This is a genomic window from Gordonia sp. PvP123, from assembly GCF_040547295.1.
GTDB lineage: Bacteria > Actinomycetota > Actinomycetes > Mycobacteriales > Mycobacteriaceae > Gordonia > Gordonia terrae.
This window is the reverse complement of record NZ_JBEPPN010000008.1, coordinates 202,390-222,764: the sequence shown is the minus strand read 5'-3', so window position 1 is coordinate 222,764 and position 20,375 is coordinate 202,390. Positions and strand designations below refer to the sequence as shown.

The window sequence follows — 20,375 nt, the reverse complement described above, 5'->3', positions numbered from 1 at the left end:
GATGTTCCACGTGGAACCAACAGGGGTGTTGGGTTGCCGTTCACAATCGGGTAGCCATCGGTTCGCTTCGCCCTCCTAACGTGCTCCTCGTCGTGCGCCGGCCCCGTGGCGCGACCATGCTTTCAGAGGAGCCCGTGTGCGTATTCCGTTGCAGCTGTTCATGTCCACCGGTGAGGATGCCGGGCGCTCGTCTCGCGCCTACGTGACCTGCCGCTACAAGTGCGGCGACGCCTGCCGGCACGATCCGGGCAACTCGAGCGACAACACCTACTTCCGGGACGTCGTCCGGACAGCGGTGTCGCGTCGCAGCGTCCTGAAGACCTCGGCCGGCGCCGCCGTGGCCGTCGGCGCAACATCCCTCCTCGCGGCGTGCGGGGATTCCGGTTCGTCCGACCCGGCGTCGTCGAGCGGCACCCCGTCCGGAGATGCACTGCCCGGCATGAAGTTCGATGCCGTGGCGCCGAACACCGAGGACGCCGTGGTGATCCCGGACGGATATCGCCAGGAGGTCGTGATCAGGTGGGGCGACCCGATTCTGCCCGGCGCACCCGAGTTCGACTTCGCCAACCAGACCCCGGAGGCGCAGGCCGGGCAGTTCGGGTTCAACAACGACTTCGCCGGGCTCATCCCGGTCGACGGGGTCGCCGACCATCACTACCTGGTCGCCAACCTCGAGTATCCGACCGAACCGTTCATGTTCACCGGGTACATCGACGGCGAACCCACCGAGCAGCAGGCCAGGATCGCGATGGCGTCGGTCGGCATCGCGATCGTCGAGGTCACCTCGCAATCCGGGAGTGGTGCACTCAAACCCGTTGTGGGTCCGCGTAACCGGCGGCTCACCGCGTCCAGCCCGTTCCGCCTGACGGGTCCTGCCGCGGGCAGCGAGTTCGTCAAGACCGCAGCCGACCCGGCCGGGACGACCGTCCTGGGGACCTTCGCGAACTGCTCCGGCGGACTGACCCCGTGGGGCACCATGCTCTCCGGCGAGGAGAACTTCAACAACTACTTCGCCAACCCGAGCACGATCACCGAACCCAAGGCGGCGGAGCGACTCGAACGCTACTCCTTCGAGGACGACGGGGACGAGCACCACTGGGGACGGTTCGACAAGCGCTTCGACCTGGCTGTCGAGCCGAACGAGGGCAATCGCTTCGGCTACATCGTCGAGGTCGACCCGCATGATCCGAATGCCGTTCCGGTCAAGCACAGTTCGATGGGCCGGTTCAAGCACGAGTCGGCGAACATCTACGTGGTCGGCAGCGGCCCGGACAAGGGCACCGTCGTCGCGTACAGCGGCGACGACGAGCGTTTCGAGTACATCTACAAGTTCGTGTCGAGCCGGAAGATGAAGTCCGGACTGTCGAAGACCGCGCGTGAGCACAACATGGGCATCCTCGACGAGGGCACGCTCTACGTCGCCACCTTCACCGGCGACTCCCCCGATCCGGTCGACGGCTCCGGCACTCCGCCCGCCTCAGGGAAATTCGCGGGCAAGGGATCGTGGAAACCGCTGTTGACGGTCAACGCCGACGGTTCGGCACGCTCCTACGTCTCGGGGATGTCACCCGCTGAGGTGGCGGTCTTCACCCGTCAGGCCGCCGACACCGTCGGCGCGACCAAGATGGACCGGCCCGAGGACATCGAGCCGAACCCGAAGACCGGCAAGGTGTACTGCGCACTGACGAACAACGACGACCGAGGCACCGACGGGAAGGCCGCCGCCGACGCCGTGAATCCCCGCAACGAGAACAAGAACGGCCAGGTTCTGGAGATGACCGACGACCACACCGGTACCGAGTTCACCTGGGAACTCCTGCTGGTGTGCGGTGATCCCGGCGCCGCCGACACGTACTACGGCGGCTTCGACAAGACCAAGGTCAGCGCCATCTCCTGCCCCGACAACGTCGCCTTCGATCCGCACGGAAACCTGTGGATCTCGACCGACGGCAACGCGCTCGACAGCAACGACGGCCTGTTCGCGGTTGCGCTCGACGGCGAGCGGCGCGGCGAGACCAAGCAGTTCCTCACCGTGCCCAAGGGCGGTGAGACCTGCGGCCCGATCATCGACACCGATCGCGTCCTCATCGCCGTCCAGCACCCGGGCGAGCTCGACGACCACTCCGCCGACAACCCGGCGTCGCACTGGCCCGATGGCGGTGACTCCCAGCCGCGACCCGCCGTCGTCGCCGTGTGGCGGGACGGTGGCGCCGAGATCGGCGTCTGATCACGGCTTCCCGATCGCGGCGCCCCTGAACTCTCCATCCGGGTGAGTTCGGGGGCGCCGTCGTCTGCCGGGATCGCTCGACTGCTCACCTTCATCGGCACGACCCGACCCGACGCGCCGGGGGTTCGTGACAGTCGTCAAGTTTTTTCTTGACGACTGTCAAGCTTTCGACTTAGTGTGGCGTGCGACACAGATCGCATCGACTGTGTTTCGCTCTCCGCCGGCGCTGACGGCTCGCGGCGGTTCCTACTGGAGGTGTCAACGATGACGAGTTATGACCTGACCGGACGAACCGCGCTGGTCACCGGCGGCGCGCAGGGTCTCGGGGCCGGAATGGCCGAGGCTCTTGCCGCTGCGGGTGCCTCCGTCGCGATCGGCGACGTGAACGCCGACGGCGGTCGGCAGACCGTCGAATCCCTACGCGCGCAAGGCGCGAAAGCCGAATTTGTCGCTCTCGACGTCACCGACGACTCGGCCTGGGAGGCGGCGGTGGCGTCGACCGTCGAGGCCCTGGGAGGTCTCGACATCGTCGTGAACAACGCCGGCATCGAGGTGACGAACCTCCTGGTCGACCTCGATGCCGGAGAGGCGTCGAAGATGCTGGACGTCAACGTCTTGGGTACGGCCCTCGGCATCAAGCACGCGTTCCGCGCCATGCGTCCCGGCGGTCTCGCGGGCAAGGGCGGCGCAGTCGTGAACATCGCATCCGTCGCTGCGACAATCGCTTTCCCGGGGATCAGCGTCTACTCCGCGACGAAATCGGGGATCGATCGCCTCACCCGCGTCGCGGCCGCGGAGTCGGGCAAGCTGGGGTACGGCGTCCGCGTCAACTCGATCTATCCCGCGCTCACCCCGACCGCGATGGGCAACAAGCTCGCCGTCGAGACCGCCGCGCTGGGTCTGTTCGAGTCGCCGGAGGCGGCTGCACAGGCCGTCGCGGAGCTGACTCCCCTGGGCCGGCTCGGCCAGGTCGACGACATGGCCGACGCCGTGGTCTTCCTCGTCTCCGACGCCGCGAAGTTCATCACCGGCGCCGGCCTGCCGGTCGACGGCGGGATGGGGATGTAGCAAGCTCATCGAACCCCGCACGTCACAACGCTTTCCACGAACATCCGAACCAAAACCGTTTCCAGACACGAGGAGTCCCACCATGCCCACTGACAAGCGCGTCGTCGTCTACGGAGCGTCCGGTTACACCGGTCGGCTGATCTGCGAATATCTGCGCGAGTACAACATCCCGTTCCTGGCGGCGGGTCGCGACCATGCCCGGCTGAAGAGCGCGGTCGAGGCGGTGCCCGGCATCGACACCGTCGCCTACGACATCGTCGAGGTCGAGCACACGGTCGAGGCACTCACCGAGGCGTTCCGCGGCGCCGACGTCGTACTGAACACGGTCGGACCGTTCGCCCGCTACGGTCACGAGGTCGTCCAGGCCTGCCTGGAGATCGGGGCCCATTACACCGACACCAACGGTGAGCAGAACTGGATGATCGACGCCGAGGCCCGGTACGGTGCCGAATTCGCCTCGCGCGAACTGGTGTTGACCCCTGGGCTGGCTCAGATGTACTCGATCGGCGAGATCGCGGCGAACATCTGTCTGGAGAACCCGGGACTGGACACCCTCGACATCCAGGTGTTCTGGAAGGGCCACCCGACGGTCGCGTCGACCAACACGATCCTCACGAATGCCGCGTTCGCGAAGGCGTACTACCTCGAGGAGAACGAGTACGTCGAGTGGCCCGCGGACGAAGGTCTGTACACCGTGAGCGTGCCCGGCCAGCACGATCTCGGGCTCGCGCTGCCCTGGGGCGGAACGTCACACCCGGTGTGGTTCAAGAACGATCCGCGCGTGGCCACCGCCAAGGCGCTCGGTGGCGTGTTCAATCGTCCGCTGATGCAGGGCGTTCCGGTCCTCGTTGCGGCTGCGCTCGAACAGATGGAGGGCAAGTCCGAGGAGGAGAAGTATCGCATCATCGACGAGCAGTCGGCCGCCATCCGCAGCGAGATGCCGCCGCGGGAGAATCCGCGCCTGAACACCTCGCTCGACTCGGTGTACGCGTCGGGACCTCTGGGTCGGGCGCACTGTGTGATCCACGGCAACTCCAACTACAAGCAGACTGCGCTCCTCAACGCGCATGCCGCCAACGAACTGCTGCAGGCACGTCCCCGCCGCGTCGGCTTCGTGTCCAGCTGCCAGGCCTTCGGGCACCGCGAATTGCTCGGTACACTGCGGGCTTTCGGTCTGGTGCTGGACCCGATCGTCTCCGTTCACCGCTGAGGTCGGCGTGCGACTCTCGGAGTACCTCGACAAGGGCGCCTCGATGGGACGCGATGCGCCCTGCCTCACCACCGGCGGCGTCACCGCGACCTACGGCGAGGTTCAGGACCGTTCGTCCGCGATCGCGGGAGCGTTGCAACACAACGGGATCGAGGCGGGCGATCGGGTCGCCGTCCTGTCGTCGAACGACCCGCTGGCATTGACGTGCGTCTTCGGTATCTCGCGCGCCGGCGCGGTGTGGTGCCCGGTCAATCCCCGAAACGAGGCCGACGAGAACCGGCAGCTGTTCGACCTCTTCGGGTGTCGGCTGCTGTTCTTCCAGGCGAAGTTCGCCGGGTTGGTCGAGAAGATCAAAGATCAGCTACCTCAATTGGATCGGCTCGTGTGCCTGGACGGCGACGTCGCGTGGGCGACCTCCTTCGACTCCTGGCTCGACGCGCACCGCGCGGAGCCGGACGAGAGCCGACGACCCGACGGCGGCCTGTGCATGCTGGCCGGTACCGGCGGAACGACCGGGCGTCCGAAGGGGGTGCGACTGACCGAGGACAACATGATGACCTCGACCGCGCTGGCGCTGATGAGCTACCCCTTCGGCGACCGGCCGCGCTACCTCGCGCTGGCCCCACTGACCCACTCGGCGGGGGTGCTGACGTTTCCCATCCTCAGCCTCGGCGGCGAGGTCGTGATCATGCCGGCACCCGACATCGGCGAGTTCCTGGCGCTGATCGAGCAGCACCGCATCACCCACGCGTTCCTGCCGCCGACAGTGATCTACGGGGTGCTCGACCATCCTGATCTCGACAGTCGGGACCTGACCTCGCTGCGATGTCTCTGGTACGGCGCAGCCCCGATGTCGCCGACCCGCCTCGAGGAGGCGCTGACGCGGATCGGTCCGGTTCTGGGCCAGCTGTTCGGACAGACCGAGGCACCCAACATGATCGCGACCCTGGCGCCGGCGGAGCACTTCCACGACGACGGCTCGATGGCGACCGAGCGGTTCAGCTCGGCCGGCCGGCCGACACCGCTGACCACGGTGGCGATCATGAGCGACGACGGAACGCTGCTGGGTCGCGGGGAACGAGGCGAGATCGTCGTCCGCGGTCCGCTGGTCATGGACGGTTACCACCAGAACCCCGCGGCCACCGCCGAGGTCAGTGCACACGGCTGGCATCACACCGGAGACATCGGCTACCTCGACGACTCCGGCTACCTCTTCGTCGTCGACCGCGCCAAGGACATGATCATCACGGGCGGCTTCAACGTCTACTCGGCCGAGGTCGAGCAGGCGCTCCTCGCGCACCCGGCGGTCAAAGACTCGGCGGTGATCGGTCTACCCGATCCCAAGTGGGGCGAACGGGTGACGGCCGCCGTCGAATTGCGCGCCGGGCAGCAGGTCGACGCCGCTGACCTGATCGTGTTCGTGAAGGAACGGATCGGCAGCGTCAAGGCCCCGAAGGAGATCGAGATCTGGACCGAGCTGCCGCGGTCGAAAGTCGGCAAGATCCTGAAGACGGAGGTTCGCGGCGCGTTCGGCCGGTGACGCTCAGCCCGCCGGACTGGACGAGTGTCAAGTCCGGCGGGGTGGGTACACTGAGGCCTCGTAACTCCAACGATTTCTCCAGCAAGGACGGCGAGATGACGCAGGTCGTCGACCGGCAGGCCCGTATCGAGGCCCGCTCGCGCGACAAGTTCCAGGCGAAGCGTGACGAGCTCGCCATGGCAACTCTGACGACGCTTGCCGAACTGGGTTACGCACGCACGAGCCTGCGGGAGATCGCCCAGAACTCCGAGTACTCGCACGGGGTGCTGCACTACTACTTCACCGACAAACTCGACCTCATCGCCCACGCGGTCCGGCAGTACGAAGCCGTCTGCGTGACCCGCTACGACGAGGCCGTCGCCAACGCCACCGATGCCGCGCACCTGCGCGACGAGTTCGCCGACACGTTCTTCGCCGGCATGCACTCCGAGGCCTCCATCCACCGACTCTGGTACGACCTGCGCAACCAGAGCATGTTCGACGACTCGTTCCGCTCCGACGTCATCGAGATCGAGAGCCGGCGCGAAGAGATGATCTGGCGCGTGGTCGAGCGGTACTGCGAGTTGTCGGGAACAACACCCGTGGTGACACCCGCAGTCGCGTACATCGCACTCGACGGCATCTTCCAGCGCGGTCTGCTCAGCGAGATCGACGGCAGGCCGGAGGGCGTTGCAAACGCCCGACTCGACCTCATCGCCTTCTTCGACGTCGTGGGGCACCTCTGACCGTCTGACCACTCCGTTCGCGCGTTCGTGCGCAGCATCACAACCCCCTGCCCTAATACTTCGAAGTCCTAAGTATTAGACTCTCTAAACGTGTCCGCTTCCGAACCCGCGCAGCTCGCCCAGACCCTGCGGCCGACGATCACCAGGCTGTACCTGGCACTTCGCCGACGCGCACCGTCGGTCGAGCTGACCGCCGCGCAGACCTCAGCCCTGAGTGTTCTCGCCGACCACGGGTCGATGCGCATGGGTGAATTCGCCGACCGCGAATCCATCCGCATGCCGACAGCGACGTCGGTGATCGACGGACTCACGAAACACGAGCTGGTCGACCGCAGCCCCGATCCGACCGACCGTCGCGCCGTCCTCGTCGGCCTCACCGATCACGGACACGCCTTGGTGAAGCAGATCCGCAAGGAGCGGGACGTCATCCTCACGGGTGCGCTCGCCGAGCTCACCGATGAGCAGCGCGACGCCATCGCCGCCGCGGGTCCCGCCCTGCAGGCGCTGCGCGACCGACTCGACAACCATTCCGCCTGATCTGGCAAAGGACCCCATGACCGTCACCGAACACACCCCGAGCGACACCCTCGCGAGCACGGCTCAGACCGAGCCGTCGATGCTCGCGTCCTTACGAGCGCAACCGCGTGCCGTGTGGATCACCGCATTCGCCGCCGTCATCGCCTTCATGGGCATCGGCCTCGTCGACCCGATCCTGCACAGCATCGCCGAGGCGCTGAACGCCCCGCCGGAGAAGCTCACGCTCCTGTTCGGCGTGTATGTCGGCGTCCAGTGCGTCGCGATGCTGCTGACCGGTTGGGCCGCATACCGTTTCGGGCCGAGGCGCACGCTCACCGTCGGGTTGGGACTCATCGTCGTCGCTGCCGGCGTCTCGGCCTTCGCCGACAACATCGACCAGCTCATCGCCTACCGCGTGATCTGGGGTCTCGGCAACGCGCTGTTCCTCGCCACCGCACTGGCTTTCATCGTCCAGTCGGCGGTCGGGAACCGGAACAGCGCCATCATGATGTACGAGGCCGCGCTGGGCATCGGCCTCGCGGTCGGACCGCTCCTGGGCGCCACACTCGGTGAATGGACCTGGCGCGCACCGTTTGCCGGGACCGCACTACTGATGCTGGCCGGCGCTGTTCTCTGTGCGGTCATGCTCCCCGCCGACGGCCCGCGATCCGAGCGCGTCCGGGTGCGGATCGTCGACCCGATCAAGGTCCTGCGCAACCGCACCCTGTTCGTCACCTCCGTCGGGTCCGCGTTCTACACGGGCGCACTGTTCACCGTGATCGCCTGGGCACCCATCGCGATGGGACTCCGGCCCATCTATGCGGGACTGGTCTTCTTCGGCTGGGGTCTGCTCACCGCGGTCGCAGGCGTCTTCGTGGCACCGCTCCTGGCGCGGCTCGTCGGCGAGAAGGCCGGGGTCATGGTGGCCATCTCGACGTACGGGCTGGTCATGGTGCTCGCCGGGGTCGGCACGGCCACCGGACAGGTCTGGCTGATCGGGCTGGCCGTCATCCTCTCCGGCTTCCCGTCCGGCGTGCTCAACACCCTCTTCACCGACGTCGCGATGTCGGCGGTCGGCGGCGACACCCCGCGTTCGGTCTCCAGTGCCGGATTCAGCTTCCTGCGCTGGATGGGCGCCGCCATCGCAGCGGTCCTCGTTGCGTACCTCGCGAAGTGGACCGGCTCGGAGGCGACTCCGTGGTGGTTCGCCACCGGGTACTGCGTCGTCGCCCTCGGCGCGGTGTCGCTGGCGAAGGTCGCCCACGACCGCAAGGTCGCCGACGACGCCGCCCTCATCGGGGCCGAGGAGTTCTGAGGCTCAGGGGGCGGGGATCGGCCTGACGTTCCGATGCCCCTGGATGCACACCACCGCGGTGAGCACGGCGGCCAGCCCCATCGCCCAGGACATGTGCGCGTAGCGCAGCAGCACAGCACCGACGACCGCGCCGGCGAACAGGGCGAGAATGGCCGCCGACCGCCTGTTCCACCAGCCGCGCCACCCTCCGGTGAAGAGGTCCGCGGACAGTTGGGTGAGCGTCGACGTCACGACGACGGTGGTCATGTCCTTGATCGCGAGCTTGCGCGCCACACACGCCTGCACACCCATGACCCCGGCGGTGGCACACGCCGCCACGATCTCGAAGTGCGCCGAGTCCGCGACCCGGGGAACCGCGAACAGCGCGGTGAGAGTCACCAGAACCGCGCTACCCATCCCCAGTAACCCGGTGGTGAGCGACGTCCACGACGTGTCCTGACGCCGGAGCAGGAACCCGGCGACGGCTGCTGCCAACGTGAACGTCGCCAGTGCCGCCAGCGGCCCGGCCACCGGCAGATCATCCGCGCCGGCCGCGCCCATGCCGAGGATCACGACGTTGCCGGTCATGTTGCCGACGAAGACGCGGTCGAGACCGAGGTAGCCCACCGCATCGACCAGTCCGGTGACGAAGGTCAGAACGACCATGAGAGACACCGCGTGGACGGGTCCCCGCCTGCTTGCCTGGGCAGATCTCGACAGGGTTGCGCCCGCGGTCATCTGGTGAAGGAACCGCGGTCGTTGTGCTCCCATGGGAGTTCGTGCTCGCTCGGCGATTCGTCGAGCAGTTCGACGATGAAATGGGTGACGCTGCGGTCCTCCAGATTTCGGATGCGATGTGGTTTCAGAGGCAGTTCGCGCCCCACCGTCTTGTAGAGGACAAATCCCGCCTGGGCGACCTGGCTGATCCCCCACTCGTCGTCACCCAGGTCCTGGCCCTGCGCGGTACCGGGTTCGGGCCACACGACGACGTGGTCATGGTGATGCTGGTGGAAGTCGAACATCCCGTGCGGCTCGAGCGTCATGGACCAGACGCGCACGCGGTCGTTCTCGAAGAGAAGTGTGTCGCCGGGCGTCGGCGGGATGTCGCGATCTGCGGTGGACATGGGACCTCCTGTATTGGATGCTATTTTTGGAGAATAGCATCTTCTTACTGGAAGGCTCCCCAACTCCGATGAAACGTCAGCAGGGCGCCGGCGACCCGAGAAACATCACAGCCTGGGGCATGGTGCCGACTCCCTTCACCCGGACCGGCGATGTCGACCACGCCTCCCTGCACCGCGTCGTGACACACCTGCGCAGTTGTGGCTGCGACGGTTTCATCGCGCTGGGTGCCATCGCCGAGCCGGGCACCCTCAGCCGAAGTGAGAAAGTCGATATCGTGCGGACCATCGCCGTGGCGGCGGGTAGCGCACCGGTCGCCGGTGCGGTTCTCGCACTCGAGCCCGAGCGGTTCGACGCCGACCTGAACGCTCTGAGCACACAGACCCGAGACGTTCTCTCCGCGATCATGATCCCGGTGAACAGCCCCGATCCGGACCTTCTCGAGGCGGCGATCGAACACGCCGGCCTCGCCTCTGGACTCCCGGTCATACTCCAGGACCTGCCCCGGTTCTCCGGTGTCCACATCGACACCTCCGACCTCGCCGCGGCGGTGTCGGCGAGCTCGTGCTGCATGGCCGTGAAGTGTGAGGCGCCACCGACGTACGAACGGATCCGGTTTTTGTCGGAGCACACCTCCACTGCCCTCATCAGTGGGTTCGGCGGCCTCGGCCTCGTCGACGACGTGATCGCGGGTGCATCATCGGTCGCAATAGGATCCACCCCGACGCGGGAGGTCGTCGAGGCGATGAGGCGGGCGCTCGACGGCCGTTACGAAGAGGCATCCGCGATGATCGGAACGGTGGCGTCGCGAATCCACTTCGAGACCCAACCAGGCGCGAATGTCGCCATCCGCAAACGATATTGGCAACGGGCCGGCGTCATCGAGACACACGTGGTACGACAACCGACCCGCGGATTCGGTCCCGAACTCGAAGAGCATTCGCTCGTTCACCACCCGGCGGTCTCGCCGTTCGGCCTCACGACCTGACGTCGTCCAACAGGCGGGTGGTGACGTCGATCAACGAGTCAGCGTACTCGTCCGGGCTCGGAAAGCCGTCGTAGGGAACGGTTCCGGGGGCCAGATGACCTAACGAGATGACCCGCATGAGCAGACTCTGCACGATGACTTCATAGGCCGTCGCGACAGCCCGCTCGTCATGGACGCCTTGAGCTCTCAGGCTGTCGACGAGAACCGATCGAATCTGCTCGTGGAAGGCGAAACCCCGACTCCGCAGCCGCTCATCGTGGGCGGAGTGGACGAAGATGAACGCGTACAGGCGTTCCGCGCCGAACAGGGTGCGGCTCAACGTGCCGATGTAGGCACGCAGAATCGCCTCCGGCGTCGGCCGCGTCTCCGCGAGACGTCGCTCGATCTCGTCGGCGAGGTCGGAGAGCGCCTGGTCCTTGACCGCGTACAACAACGAGTCCTTGTCCGGGTACCGGCCATACACTCCCCCGACGGACACCGCCGCACGGGAGGCCACCGCCGCCATCGTGAAGTCCTGGATTCCGACGTCGGTGATCACCTCGATGGCGGCCTGCAGGATTCGTGCCGCCGATTGCCGACTACGGCTCTGTTGTGGCTCCAGCGCGGGGCGAACGGTCATCGAATCGCCTACTCCTTCCAGGACTGTCGCAAGAACGACACCGCGTCCTCGGTCCGTGTGTCGTCGGAGAACTCGGCCGCTCCGTGATCTGCGCCCTCGACGATACGGAGCGTGCTGCGGAAGCCGGCCTCCTGGAGTGCAGTATGCAGGTTGATCGACTGCGCGTGTCCGACGCGCGTGTCCGCGTCTCCGTGGCCCAGGAGGTAATCGGGCCGAACGCCCGCCGTGAAGTGCGCCGCGACGGCGGGCACGACGGCGCTGCTAGCGGCGAACAGGTCGACGATGTCGGACAGGTCAGCAGCCGCCCGTGCTCCCGTCGGTGAGGCGTCGGCTCGCAGAGATCGCGCATCGGCCACACCGTAATGCGCGATGACTGAACGAACGACCGCCGACTCGCGGCCCTCGTCGACGCCACGCCCCACCAGCCTGTCCCCGGTCACAGCGGCGATGCCGGCGAGCAGCGCGCCCGCGGAGCTTCCCCACAGCGACACCCGCTGGGGGTCGAGATTCCACTCGTGGGCGTGCCGGCGTAGCCAGCGCACGGCGGCCCGCACGTCTTCGACCGGTTCGGGGAAGCCGACTTCGCCCGCCAGTCGGTACGACGCGGATGCGACCGCGATCCCGCTGCGGGGCAGGGAGTTCCACGGTCCCATCTCGCGCACTCCGCCGACGAAGCTGCCGCCGTGGATGTAGACCACCACCGGCCACGGACCGCCGGTGGTCGGAAGATGGAGATCGAGCCGCAGGGGTCGCCAACCGGGTATCGCCGCGAAGATCAGGCCGCGGTGACTCGCCGTCGCAGGCAGTACACCCACCGGAGGCGGTGACAACAGTTCGGGAGGAGTCACCGACTCGTAGTCGATCGAGGGTGCGACGTCGGCGATGGTCCGGGGCATGGTCGTGACTCCTAGTCGAGGACGGACAACTCGTTGCGATTGCCGATGTGCTTCTGCCGCGCTGCGCCGTAGACCGCCGCGGCGATGGGGAGAAGTGGCATGAGCAGGACGATCAGCTTCGTACTACCTGTGACATCGGAGTAGTTGGCGATGATGACACCGAGGACCACCAGGAGGCACAGGCCCGACACGATGGGCGCGACGAGGACCGCCCAGACATTCGCCCGGGGGAGCTTCCCCAACCGGGCCGCCACGAGGATGCTCACGCAGCATCCGAGCATGAGGGCGGTCAACGAGATGCTGGTGACACCCGACACCATCGGAAAAAGGTTGACGATGGGATCGGCACCTGCGACGACGAAGGGTGCGAGAACCACCACCGAGATTCCCGTCTGCACCGCTCCGGCCACGGATGGCGTTCCCCATCGCGGATGCACCGACGCCAACACCGATGGCAGCAGGTCCGCGCGGCCGAGGGCGAAGTGATACCGGGCCGCCATGTTGTGGAACGCGACGCTGGCGGCGAAGAAGCTGATGGTGACCAGGACGGACAACAGATTCCCCGACCACGAGCCGAGATAGATGTCGGCGGTCGCGAAGACCAGCGCGCCCGGGTCCTCGGCGGCGACCGCCTTGACGTCGTCGAACGCCGCGACCAGCGACCAGGTGGCGACGACGAAGACGCCCACGAGCAGTGCGATAGAGGCGTACGTCGCGATCTTGATGCTCTTACGCGCCGCCCTGGCCTCTTCGCCGTAGATCGCGGTCGCTTCGAATCCGACGAACGACAGGACACAGAACGCCAGCGTCAGCGCCACGTTTCCGTCCAACATCGCACCGGGTGAGAAGACGTCGAACGACCAACCCTCCGGACGCTGGACGGCGACCGCGACCGCGAGGACGAGCAGCATCACGAACTGCAGGATCGACACGACGGTGATGAGGTGTTTGGCGACCTCGACGCCGCGCCGGCCGAACCATGCGGTCAGGACGAGCACGACGGCTGCGTAGAGGTACCAGGGCGCATCGAAGCCGAACATCGATTCGATCGTCAGGCCGAGGAAGTACCCTGTCGCCGCGGCCATTCCGGCCGCCGCCATGTTGTAGGCGGTGGTGGCGACGAACGCCGCACCGGAGCCGACGAGACGTCCGAGCCCGAATCCGATGAAGGCGTAGTACGCACCGGCATTCGTGACGTACCGAGCTAGGGTCACGAACGCCGAGGCGAACACGGTCAACGCGAGTGCGACCACCACCAGAAGTCCCACGGTTCCGGCGCCGACACCGAACCCGAGGCTCAGGGAGAGATTCGACGCCATCGCGGTGAGGGGCGCGGCGACGGCCACCACCATGAACGTCAAGCCGAATGCGCCGATCGTGTTGCGCTTGAGATGTTCGGTATGCGGGACTGGTGGCCGGCTGGTCTGTGAGGACATGGTGCCTTCGATTCCTGTGGGTTGGGGCCGGTCGCTCGAGTCTGCGAGCCGGGCCGTCGAACGGACTGCAGCGGTATACGCGAATCCGAATTCGTGTTAGAACTATTGCATCCAATTCGAATCACCGTCAATGGCGAAAGTGATTCGTAACACATCGGAAACACGCCACCGCACGGAGCGAGCTGGTGGTTCCGCACTCGGAGGAGACCCACACGATGCGAGTTCTGATTTCTGGCGGCTCGGTGGCCGGCCTGACCGCGGCGGCTCTGTTGAGCCGTGACGGTCACGAGGTCACCTTGTTGGAACGTGCTTCCGGACCGCGGCAGGGCGGGGTCGCCGTCGACGTTCGCGGACCGGCGCTCGATGTTGCTCGGAGGCTGGGCCTTCACGAACTGTTGCTCGACCATCGCGTCGACTACGAGGACCGCTTCTCGTTCGTGGACAGCGCGGGGGTGCCCCAGGCCCTCGTGACGCCCAACACCGATGTCTACGACAGCCCCGACGACATCGAGATCTCGCGCGACCGGCTCGTGGACATCCTGTCCGATGCCGTCCCCCGAGCGGTCACCACGTTGTACGGGTCCTGGATCGATGAACTCGAGGACGAGGACTCTCATGTCACCGTCGGGATCCGGGGTGCCGAGACCCGGCCTGAGGAGTTCGATCTGGTGATCGGGGCCGACGGTCTGCACTCCGGGGTTCGACGACTGGCCTTCGGGCCCGAGCACCGCTTCGTACGTCACCTCGGTCTGTATGTCGGCGTGATCCGGAGCTGCTCGACAGATCTGGGCGTTCGGGACACGACGGTCTACAACGAGCCGGGGAGGATGGTGATGGTCCGCGGCGACGGTCGGGAACAGTCCGTCATCCTCGGATACCGATCCCCACTGATCGACTACGACTACCGCGACGTCGACGCGCACCGAAGAATGCTCTTGAACGCTTTCACCGGCGACACGGGCTGGAGGTTCGGTGAGATCCGCAACGAGATCGCGTCCACCCCGGACCTCTACTTCGACGCCGTCAGCCAGACCGTCATGGACTCGTGGACGACCGGACGCGTCGCACTCATCGGCGATGCCGGGTACTGCGCATCGTTCTTCTCGGGTATGGGCACCACCCTCGCCATGACCGGCGCAGCCGCATTGGCGCGGGCCCTCGCCGAGGAGGCCACGGTGCCGAAGGCGCTGCACGCCTACTGCTCGACGATGCGTCCCGTGGTCGACGCCGCGCATGCGTTGGCCGGCGAGGGTGCCGACATCCTGTTCCCGACGACGGATGAGGACATCACCCTCCGCAATCGCCGATACGCGCTGAAGGTCTGATCGCCGCATGTCCCGCCCGGCGCCGACGCTGCCGTAAGATTGGCGCTCGTCCCGACGAGCCTGGGTGGAGGACGAGCAGGTGCTGGTGGAACCTACCGCTGACGAGCCGCTGTCGATGAGCGACTCGTTGGTCGCCGAACTCCAGCGCCGAATCCTCGACGGTCAGATCGCCGTGGGCTCGTGGCTCCGGCACGAAGCACTCGCCGAGGAGTTCGGTGTTAGCAGAACCCCTGTCCGCGAGGCTCTCCGGGTGCTCCAGGCACAGGGGATCGTCACGATCGTCAAGAATCGCGGCGCGCTCGTCGAGGGGCTCTCCGGACGCGACATCCGCGAACTCGGCGAGGTGCGTGCGGAATTGGAGGGTTTGGCGGCCGCGCTCGCCGCGGAGAACATGTCCGACGACCTGCTCATCGTCGTCAACACGGCGTGGGACGCCTTCGAGTCCGCACTGGACGCCGGCGACACCGATCGCACAGCCCTCGAGGGAACGTGGCGAGAAGCCAACCGGCGCTTCCATTCCGCCATCCTGAACGGATGCGGCAACCGTCAGCTGGGCATCACGATCAGAGAGGTCAGTCGTCGACTGCCGACCAACTCGTCGTTCGCGATCTACGCCAGGAGTTCGAGGCTGCTCCGGGACAACCTCGAGCAGCACCACGACATCGCCCGCGCGATCGAGGCGCACGATGCCCGTAAGGCGCGCGAAGCCATGTCGTGGCACATCCGATCGACGGCCGAACATCTCGCCCGATGGGTCGAGGACCAGGACCGGGCCTGACCGGTCTCTCCAGGCCACACCGGCCCGAGCAGTGATTGCATCCAATTGGCTCCGGTGTGCATACTGCTTGCATGACCCTGGCCTCCTCGACCACTCGCTTCCGTACTCCGTCTCCTGACGTCAGCAGGCCTACCCTGCGCGGGTGGTTCGGCATGGCCGCGTCGACCCACTGGATGGCCACCGGCGCGGCTCAGTCCGTGCTGGAGCGCGGCGGCAACGCATTCGATGCGGCTGTGGCCGCGGGTTTCGTGCTCCACGTGGTCGAACCCCACCTCAACGGCCCGGGAGGCGACCTGGTGGCTCTCATCGCACCCGCCAATCGAGGCCAGGCCGAAGTCGTTGTGGGACAGGGGCCCGCACCCCGGGGCGCCTCCATCGAGGCGTTCACCGCCATGGGGATCTCCGAGGTCCCCGCGGCGGGCGCCCTCGCCGCAGCGGTACCCGCGGCCGTCGAATCGTGGCTGTCGATCCTCGAAGAACACGGCACATGGCACCTGGCCGATGTACTCGCCTACGCGATCGACTATGCCCGCAACGGAATCCCGTGCAGCCCCAAGCTGGCCGGAGTCATCGAGACGATGGCCCCACACTTCCGCGAGCACTGGCCGACCTCGGCCGAGGTATGGCTGACCGACGGCATACCGGGCGAGGGGGACCTCATCCGGAACCCCGCGTACGCTTCAGTCCTCGACGAACTGGCGGCTGCCTCGTCCGCGACGTCTCGAACCGAAGGCATTCGACGCGCCCGAGAACTCTGGCGCGGGCCGATCGCGCGGTCGATCGTGTCGTTCGCATCGCGGCCTCATCGACACTCCGACGGGCGGGATCACGCCGGGGTGATCACGGCACACGATTTCGCCGAACTCAACGTCCCGCGCGAAGAACCGCTCGTCCGGAACTTCCACGGGGTCGAGGTGGTCAAGGCGGGGTTCTGGTCCTCGGGACCGGTGTTGCTCCAGGCGTTGGGCATCCTGGAATCGGCCGGCCAGACCAGGAGCATCGATCCGTCGACCGTCGAGGGCATCCACACCATCACCGAGGCGATGAAGCTGGCGATGGCCGATCGCGACGCCTACTACGGCGACGCCCGCGCCCTGCCGGACATCGTCGCCGAGTACCTTCTCTCCCCCGAATACTGCGCTCGACGTGCGGGCCTGATCTCCGACGAGGCCAGCGGCGACTTCCGTCCGGGCCCGGTTCCCGGATGTCGGCCCTTCATCCCTCCCGTGTCCGAACCCGACGATGTCCCGACAATCGGGACCGGTGAGCCCACCGTCTCGCGAGATGGCGAAACACGGGGCGACACATGCCATGTCGATATCGTCGACCGCTGGGGGAACTTCGTCTCCGCGACTCCGTCCGGCGGGTGGCTGCAATCCTCGCCGGCGATTCCCGGCCTCGGTTTCTGCCTCGGGACGCGGCTGCAGATGACGTGGCTGGATCCGACCTCGCCGTCGGCGTTGACGCCCGGCCGCCGCCCGCGGACCACGCTCAGCCCCACGATGCTGTCGAGTGCCGGAACGCCCGTCGCCGCGCTGGGTACGCCGGGGGGAGATCAACAAGACCAATGGCAGTTGCTCTATCTCCTGCGCACCGTTGTCGGCGGCTACACGCCCCAGGAGGCGATCGACGCGCCCATGTTCCACACCACGGCGATCACCAGTTCTTTCTGGCCTCGGGTGAGGTCGGAGCGCGGTCTGGTGATCGAGGACCGCGTGGATCCCGGAGTGCTAGACGGTCTACGCGAACGGGGACATGACGTCGCCGTGTCATCCGGATGGTCGCTCGGCCGCCTGTCCATGGTTGGACGAGATCCGTTGAGCGGCATGCTCAGCGGAGCCGCCAATCCCCGCGGGGGTCTCGGATATGCCGCCGGCCGGTGATGCGGTGAACCGCGCGTAGTGGCTTCACGGGGCACCTGTGGCCGGCGACTCGCCTGTCGCGGCCCGTCTCAGCAACTGATGCGTGCGATAGGGGACGAGTTCCTGCATGGCGAGGCTCACGTTGGTCCGCTCCACCCCGTCGACGTCGAGGATGAGTCCCGCGACGCGGTACAGGTCGTCGGTGTCTGCGGCGACGATTCGGATGAGAAGGTCTGAGGGGCCGGATAATCCGATCACCTCGACGATCTCCGGGATGCCCGCGAGGCTCTCGGTGACCTCCGCGAGTCGGCGCTGATCGACCGTGGTGATCACGAAGGCGAGCAATGGCAGACCGAGGCTGCGCGGTGAGACCCGCCGGTCGTAACCCCCGAGCACATCGTCCCGATCCCACCGATCGAGCCTGGACTGCACGGTGTTTCGCGATACCTTCAGCCGGGCCGCGAGATCCACGCCGGTGGCTCGAGGGGTATCGCACAGGGCGAGGAGTAGGCGCGCGTCGGTGCGATCGAGATCAGGCATACCGCTCAGTGTGCCACACCACATACCCATTCCGCCTGAGCATGATGCGCAATCAGAAATAGAGCGGTTGCGCATTCAGTGCGTCGATGTTTGTCTCGAACGAACAGACTGCCCAATGGCACCAACCGTTCTCAGGAGGAACCATGGCGTTCGAACTCCATGCCACCCCCGCCCAGCTCATCACCGCGGACGGGACTCGCGTCGAGGACGACGACCTGTCGCCCGCGATCGTCGACATCGACGGCGAGGCCCTCCGTGATCTCTACGAGGATCTCGTCGTGGTTCGCCGGATCGACTCCGAGGCAACGGCTCTGCAACGCCAGGGCGAGCTCGGACTGTGGGCTCCGCTGCTCGGCCAGGAAGCCGCACAGGTGGGATCCGCACGGGCACTCGACACGTCCGACTTCGTCTTCGCCAGCTACCGCGAACATGGCGTCGCCTACTGTCGCGGCGTCGATCCCACGCATATGCTGCGGTTCTGGCGCGGTTCGACCCACTCGGGATGGAATCCGCTCGAGTACCGGATGACCACTCCGGCAATCATCGTCGGATGCCAGGCCCTGCACGCGACGGGTTACGCCATGGGTTCGGCACTCGACGGAGACACCGCCGCGACGATCACCTACTTCGGCGACGGCGCCACCAGCCAGGGCGACATCTCCGAAGCCTTCCTGTTCGCGGCCAGCTACCGGGCCCCGGTGGTGTTCTTCTGCCAGAACAACCAGTGGGCCATCTCCGAGCCGGTGTCGCTGCAGACGACCGTGTCGATCGCCGAACGCGGCCGCGGGTTCGGCATCCCGTCGATTCGCGTCGACGGCAACGACGTGCTCGCCGTGCTGGCGGCCACACGACTGGCGCTCGCCAACGCGCGAGAAGACAACGGGCCCAGCCTGATCGAGGCGGTCACCTACCGGATGGGCCCGCACACGACGTCCGACGACCCCACCCGCTACCGGGACGCCGCCCTCGACGACGAATGGAAGCAGAAGGATCCCCTCGATCGGGTGCGCGCTCTGCTGGAGCGCGAAGGGCTCGTCGACGACGCGTTCCTCTCCCGCATCCAGAAGCGGGCGGACACCACCGCCGCCGCATTGCGCAAGGGCTGCCTGGAAACCGTCGAACCCGAACCCATGTCCCTGTTCGATCACGTCTATGCCGACCCGCATCCGCTGATCGACGACGAACGCGCACAGTACGCGAGCTATCTCGCCGGATTCGAAGGATCGACACGATGAGCAACACCACCACGCTCCCCCTGGGCAAGGCACTCAACGCCGGTCTGCGGCGCGCGCTCGAGGACGACCCACGAGTCCTGTTGATGGGTGAGGACATCGGGGCGCTCGGCGGGGTCTTCCGCATCACCGACGGACTGCAGAAGGACTTCGGACCGCATCGTGTGGTCGACACGCCGCTCGCCGAGTCCGGCATCCTCGGAACGGCGGTCGGGCTGGCCATGCGCGGCTACCGGCCGGTCATCGAGATCCAGTTCGACGGGTTCATCTACCCGGCCTTCGACCAGATCGTGTCCCAGGTCGCGAAGCTGCACTACCGGACGAGCGGTAACGTGAAGATGCCGCTCACGATCCGCGTCCCCTACGGGGGCGGCATCGGCGCCATCGAGCACCACTCCGAATCCCCCGAGGGCTACTTCGCCCAGACCGCGGGTCTGCGCGTGGTCACGTGCAGCACCGCCGCGGATGCGCATCTGATGATCCGGCAGGCGATCGCATCCGACGATCCGGTCCTGTTCTTCGAGCCGAAGCGGCGCTATTGGGAGAAGGGTGAGGTCGATCTGCAGGCCCCCGCCGACTCCTACCCACTGCACCGTGCGCGGACCGTCGTCGAGGGCGACGACATCACGTTGCTGACCTATGGACCTCTCGTCACCACAGCCCGTCAGGCCGCGAAAGTCGCTGCCGAAGAGGGCACTTCGGTGGAGGTGATCGATCTGCGGTCACTGTCACCGCTCGACATGGACACCATCGAGAACTCCGTGCGCAAGACGGGGCGACTGGTCGTGGCGCACGAGGCGCCGGTCTTCCTGGGTATCGGCGCGGAGATCGCCGCCCGCGTCACCGAGCGATGCTTCTACCACCTCGAAGCCCCCGTTCTGCGTGTCGGCGGCTTCGCCATCCCGTACCCGCCAGCCAAGCTCGAGGAACACTTTCTCCCCGATGTCGACCGCATGCTCGATGCGGTCGACAAATCTACGGCCGCGTGACGGCAGAG

General features: G+C 66.7%; 19 protein-coding genes. 13 read left to right on the top strand and 6 right to left on the bottom strand.

What is annotated here, in order from left to right:
- Positions 1-136: 136 nt before the first annotated feature.
- From ABIC25_RS17680 to ABIC25_RS17650, 7 genes are all read left to right on the top strand, one after another.
- Positions 137-2,227 (top strand): PhoX family protein, encoded by a 2,091-nt coding sequence (locus tag ABIC25_RS17680; protein WP_239403000.1) that lies wholly within the window; start codon positions 137-139, stop codon positions 2,225-2,227.
- A gap of 264 nt (positions 2,228-2,491) precedes the next feature.
- Entirely contained in the window at positions 2,492-3,295 is an 804-nt protein-coding gene (locus tag ABIC25_RS17675) for an SDR family NAD(P)-dependent oxidoreductase (RefSeq protein ID WP_101820533.1), read from the top strand.
- An 82-nt stretch (positions 3,296-3,377) separates the two neighbouring features.
- Positions 3,378-4,505: a DUF5938 domain-containing protein gene (locus tag ABIC25_RS17670; RefSeq protein WP_165629353.1), complete on the top strand. Its 1,128-nt coding sequence runs from the start codon at positions 3,378-3,380 to the stop codon at positions 4,503-4,505.
- 7 nt (positions 4,506-4,512) lie between these two features.
- On the top strand, positions 4,513-6,045 hold the full coding sequence (locus tag ABIC25_RS17665; protein WP_354562474.1) for an acyl-CoA synthetase: 1,533 nt from the start codon (positions 4,513-4,515) through the stop codon (positions 6,043-6,045).
- Positions 6,046-6,140: 95 nt separating this feature from the next.
- Positions 6,141-6,770: a TetR/AcrR family transcriptional regulator gene (locus ABIC25_RS17660; RefSeq protein ID WP_239403002.1), complete on the top strand. Its 630-nt coding sequence runs from the start codon at positions 6,141-6,143 to the stop codon at positions 6,768-6,770.
- 90 nt (positions 6,771-6,860) lie between these two features.
- The gene (locus ABIC25_RS17655) at positions 6,861-7,307 is read left to right on the top strand and encodes a MarR family winged helix-turn-helix transcriptional regulator (protein WP_354562473.1); all 447 of its coding nucleotides are present in this window, start codon (positions 6,861-6,863) and stop codon (positions 7,305-7,307) included.
- A gap of 16 nt (positions 7,308-7,323) precedes the next feature.
- Positions 7,324-8,601 carry an MFS transporter gene (locus tag ABIC25_RS17650; RefSeq protein ID WP_239403003.1) on the top strand — a complete coding sequence of 426 codons (1,278 nt, stop codon included), beginning with the start codon at positions 7,324-7,326 and terminating at the stop codon, positions 8,599-8,601.
- A 3-nt stretch (positions 8,602-8,604) separates the two neighbouring features.
- Here ABIC25_RS17650 and ABIC25_RS17645 read toward each other — a convergent pair whose 3' ends face one another.
- Positions 8,605-9,246 (bottom strand): YoaK family protein, encoded by a 642-nt coding sequence (locus tag ABIC25_RS17645; RefSeq protein WP_239403004.1) that lies wholly within the window; start codon positions 9,244-9,246, stop codon positions 8,605-8,607.
- Between the two features lie 68 nt (positions 9,247-9,314).
- Complete coding sequence (locus tag ABIC25_RS17640; protein WP_239403005.1) at positions 9,315-9,704, bottom strand: hypothetical protein; 390 nt, start codon at positions 9,702-9,704, stop codon at positions 9,315-9,317.
- A gap of 68 nt (positions 9,705-9,772) precedes the next feature.
- Between ABIC25_RS17640 and ABIC25_RS17635 the strand changes: the two genes are divergently transcribed.
- On the top strand, positions 9,773-10,690 hold the full coding sequence (locus tag ABIC25_RS17635; protein WP_354562471.1) for a dihydrodipicolinate synthase family protein: 918 nt from the start codon (positions 9,773-9,775) through the stop codon (positions 10,688-10,690).
- On the opposite strand, the gene ABIC25_RS17630 is transcribed toward ABIC25_RS17635, so the two are convergent.
- The 3 genes from ABIC25_RS17630 to ABIC25_RS17620 are packed head-to-tail and all read right to left on the bottom strand — an operon-like array spanning position 10,680 to position 13,641.
- Complete coding sequence (locus tag ABIC25_RS17630) at positions 10,680-11,309, bottom strand: TetR/AcrR family transcriptional regulator (protein WP_239403007.1); 630 nt, start codon at positions 11,307-11,309, stop codon at positions 10,680-10,682. The genes ABIC25_RS17635 and ABIC25_RS17630 overlap by 11 nt on opposite strands.
- Before the next feature lie 8 nt (positions 11,310-11,317).
- Positions 11,318-12,205, bottom strand: a complete 888-nt coding sequence (locus ABIC25_RS17625) for an alpha/beta hydrolase fold domain-containing protein (protein WP_354562469.1) — start codon at positions 12,203-12,205, stop codon at positions 11,318-11,320.
- An 11-nt stretch (positions 12,206-12,216) separates the two neighbouring features.
- Positions 12,217-13,641, bottom strand: a complete 1,425-nt coding sequence (locus ABIC25_RS17620; protein ID WP_354562467.1) for an APC family permease — start codon at positions 13,639-13,641, stop codon at positions 12,217-12,219.
- Between the two features lie 215 nt (positions 13,642-13,856).
- On the opposite strand from ABIC25_RS17620, the gene ABIC25_RS17615 reads away from it, so the two are divergent.
- From ABIC25_RS17615 to ABIC25_RS17605, 3 genes are all read left to right on the top strand, one after another.
- On the top strand, positions 13,857-14,966 hold the full coding sequence (locus ABIC25_RS17615; protein ID WP_354562466.1) for an FAD-dependent monooxygenase: 1,110 nt from the start codon (positions 13,857-13,859) through the stop codon (positions 14,964-14,966).
- A 115-nt stretch (positions 14,967-15,081) separates the two neighbouring features.
- Positions 15,082-15,744, top strand: coding sequence for a GntR family transcriptional regulator (locus ABIC25_RS17610; RefSeq protein WP_239403011.1), 663 nt, complete (start codon positions 15,082-15,084; stop codon positions 15,742-15,744).
- A gap of 71 nt (positions 15,745-15,815) precedes the next feature.
- Positions 15,816-17,627, top strand: coding sequence for a gamma-glutamyltransferase family protein (locus ABIC25_RS17605; RefSeq protein WP_239403012.1), 1,812 nt, complete (start codon positions 15,816-15,818; stop codon positions 17,625-17,627).
- Between the two features lie 24 nt (positions 17,628-17,651).
- Here ABIC25_RS17605 and ABIC25_RS17600 read toward each other — a convergent pair whose 3' ends face one another.
- Entirely contained in the window at positions 17,652-18,146 is a 495-nt protein-coding gene (locus ABIC25_RS17600) for an Lrp/AsnC family transcriptional regulator (protein ID WP_239403013.1), read from the bottom strand.
- Positions 18,147-18,289: 143 nt separating this feature from the next.
- On the opposite strand from ABIC25_RS17600, the gene pdhA reads away from it, so the two are divergent.
- Both pdhA and ABIC25_RS17590 read left to right on the top strand, forming a co-directional pair.
- Positions 18,290-19,381 carry a pyruvate dehydrogenase (acetyl-transferring) E1 component subunit alpha gene (gene pdhA, locus ABIC25_RS17595; RefSeq protein WP_354562464.1) on the top strand — a complete coding sequence of 364 codons (1,092 nt, stop codon included), beginning with the start codon at positions 18,290-18,292 and terminating at the stop codon, positions 19,379-19,381.
- Positions 19,378-20,367, top strand: a complete 990-nt coding sequence (locus tag ABIC25_RS17590) for an alpha-ketoacid dehydrogenase subunit beta (RefSeq protein ID WP_239403015.1) — start codon at positions 19,378-19,380, stop codon at positions 20,365-20,367. The genes pdhA and ABIC25_RS17590 overlap by 4 nt, the downstream gene beginning before the upstream one ends.
- Positions 20,368-20,375: the final 8 nt, after the last annotated feature.

Excerpts from the sequence above, each read along its gene's own strand:
- ABIC25_RS17615 (WP_354562466.1), top strand. The coding sequence starts at position 13,857 with ATGCGAGTTCTGATTTCTGGCGGCTCGGTGGCCGGCCTGACCGCGGCG.
- ABIC25_RS17620 (WP_354562467.1), bottom strand. The coding sequence starts at position 13,641 with ATGTCCTCACAGACCAGCCGGCCACCAGTCCCGCATACCGAACATCTC.
- ABIC25_RS17645 (WP_239403004.1), bottom strand. The coding sequence starts at position 9,246 with ATGGTCGTTCTGACCTTCGTCACCGGACTGGTCGATGCGGTGGGCTAC.
- ABIC25_RS17590 (WP_239403015.1), top strand. The coding sequence starts at position 19,378 with ATGAGCAACACCACCACGCTCCCCCTGGGCAAGGCACTCAACGCCGGT.
- ABIC25_RS17640 (WP_239403005.1), bottom strand. The coding sequence starts at position 9,704 with ATGTCCACCGCAGATCGCGACATCCCGCCGACGCCCGGCGACACACTT.
- ABIC25_RS17635 (WP_354562471.1), top strand. The coding sequence starts at position 9,773 with ATGAAACGTCAGCAGGGCGCCGGCGACCCGAGAAACATCACAGCCTGG.
- ABIC25_RS17600 (WP_239403013.1), bottom strand. The coding sequence starts at position 18,146 with ATGCCTGATCTCGATCGCACCGACGCGCGCCTACTCCTCGCCCTGTGC.
- pdhA (WP_354562464.1), top strand. The coding sequence starts at position 18,290 with ATGGCGTTCGAACTCCATGCCACCCCCGCCCAGCTCATCACCGCGGAC.
- ABIC25_RS17670 (WP_165629353.1), top strand. The coding sequence starts at position 3,378 with ATGCCCACTGACAAGCGCGTCGTCGTCTACGGAGCGTCCGGTTACACC.
- ABIC25_RS17605 (WP_239403012.1), top strand. The coding sequence starts at position 15,816 with ATGACCCTGGCCTCCTCGACCACTCGCTTCCGTACTCCGTCTCCTGAC.
- ABIC25_RS17675 (WP_101820533.1), top strand. The coding sequence starts at position 2,492 with ATGACGAGTTATGACCTGACCGGACGAACCGCGCTGGTCACCGGCGGC.
- ABIC25_RS17630 (WP_239403007.1), bottom strand. The coding sequence starts at position 11,309 with ATGACCGTTCGCCCCGCGCTGGAGCCACAACAGAGCCGTAGTCGGCAA.
- ABIC25_RS17650 (WP_239403003.1), top strand. The coding sequence starts at position 7,324 with ATGACCGTCACCGAACACACCCCGAGCGACACCCTCGCGAGCACGGCT.
- ABIC25_RS17660 (WP_239403002.1), top strand. The coding sequence starts at position 6,141 with ATGACGCAGGTCGTCGACCGGCAGGCCCGTATCGAGGCCCGCTCGCGC.
- ABIC25_RS17625 (WP_354562469.1), bottom strand. The coding sequence starts at position 12,205 with ATGCCCCGGACCATCGCCGACGTCGCACCCTCGATCGACTACGAGTCG.
- ABIC25_RS17610 (WP_239403011.1), top strand. The coding sequence starts at position 15,082 with ATGAGCGACTCGTTGGTCGCCGAACTCCAGCGCCGAATCCTCGACGGT.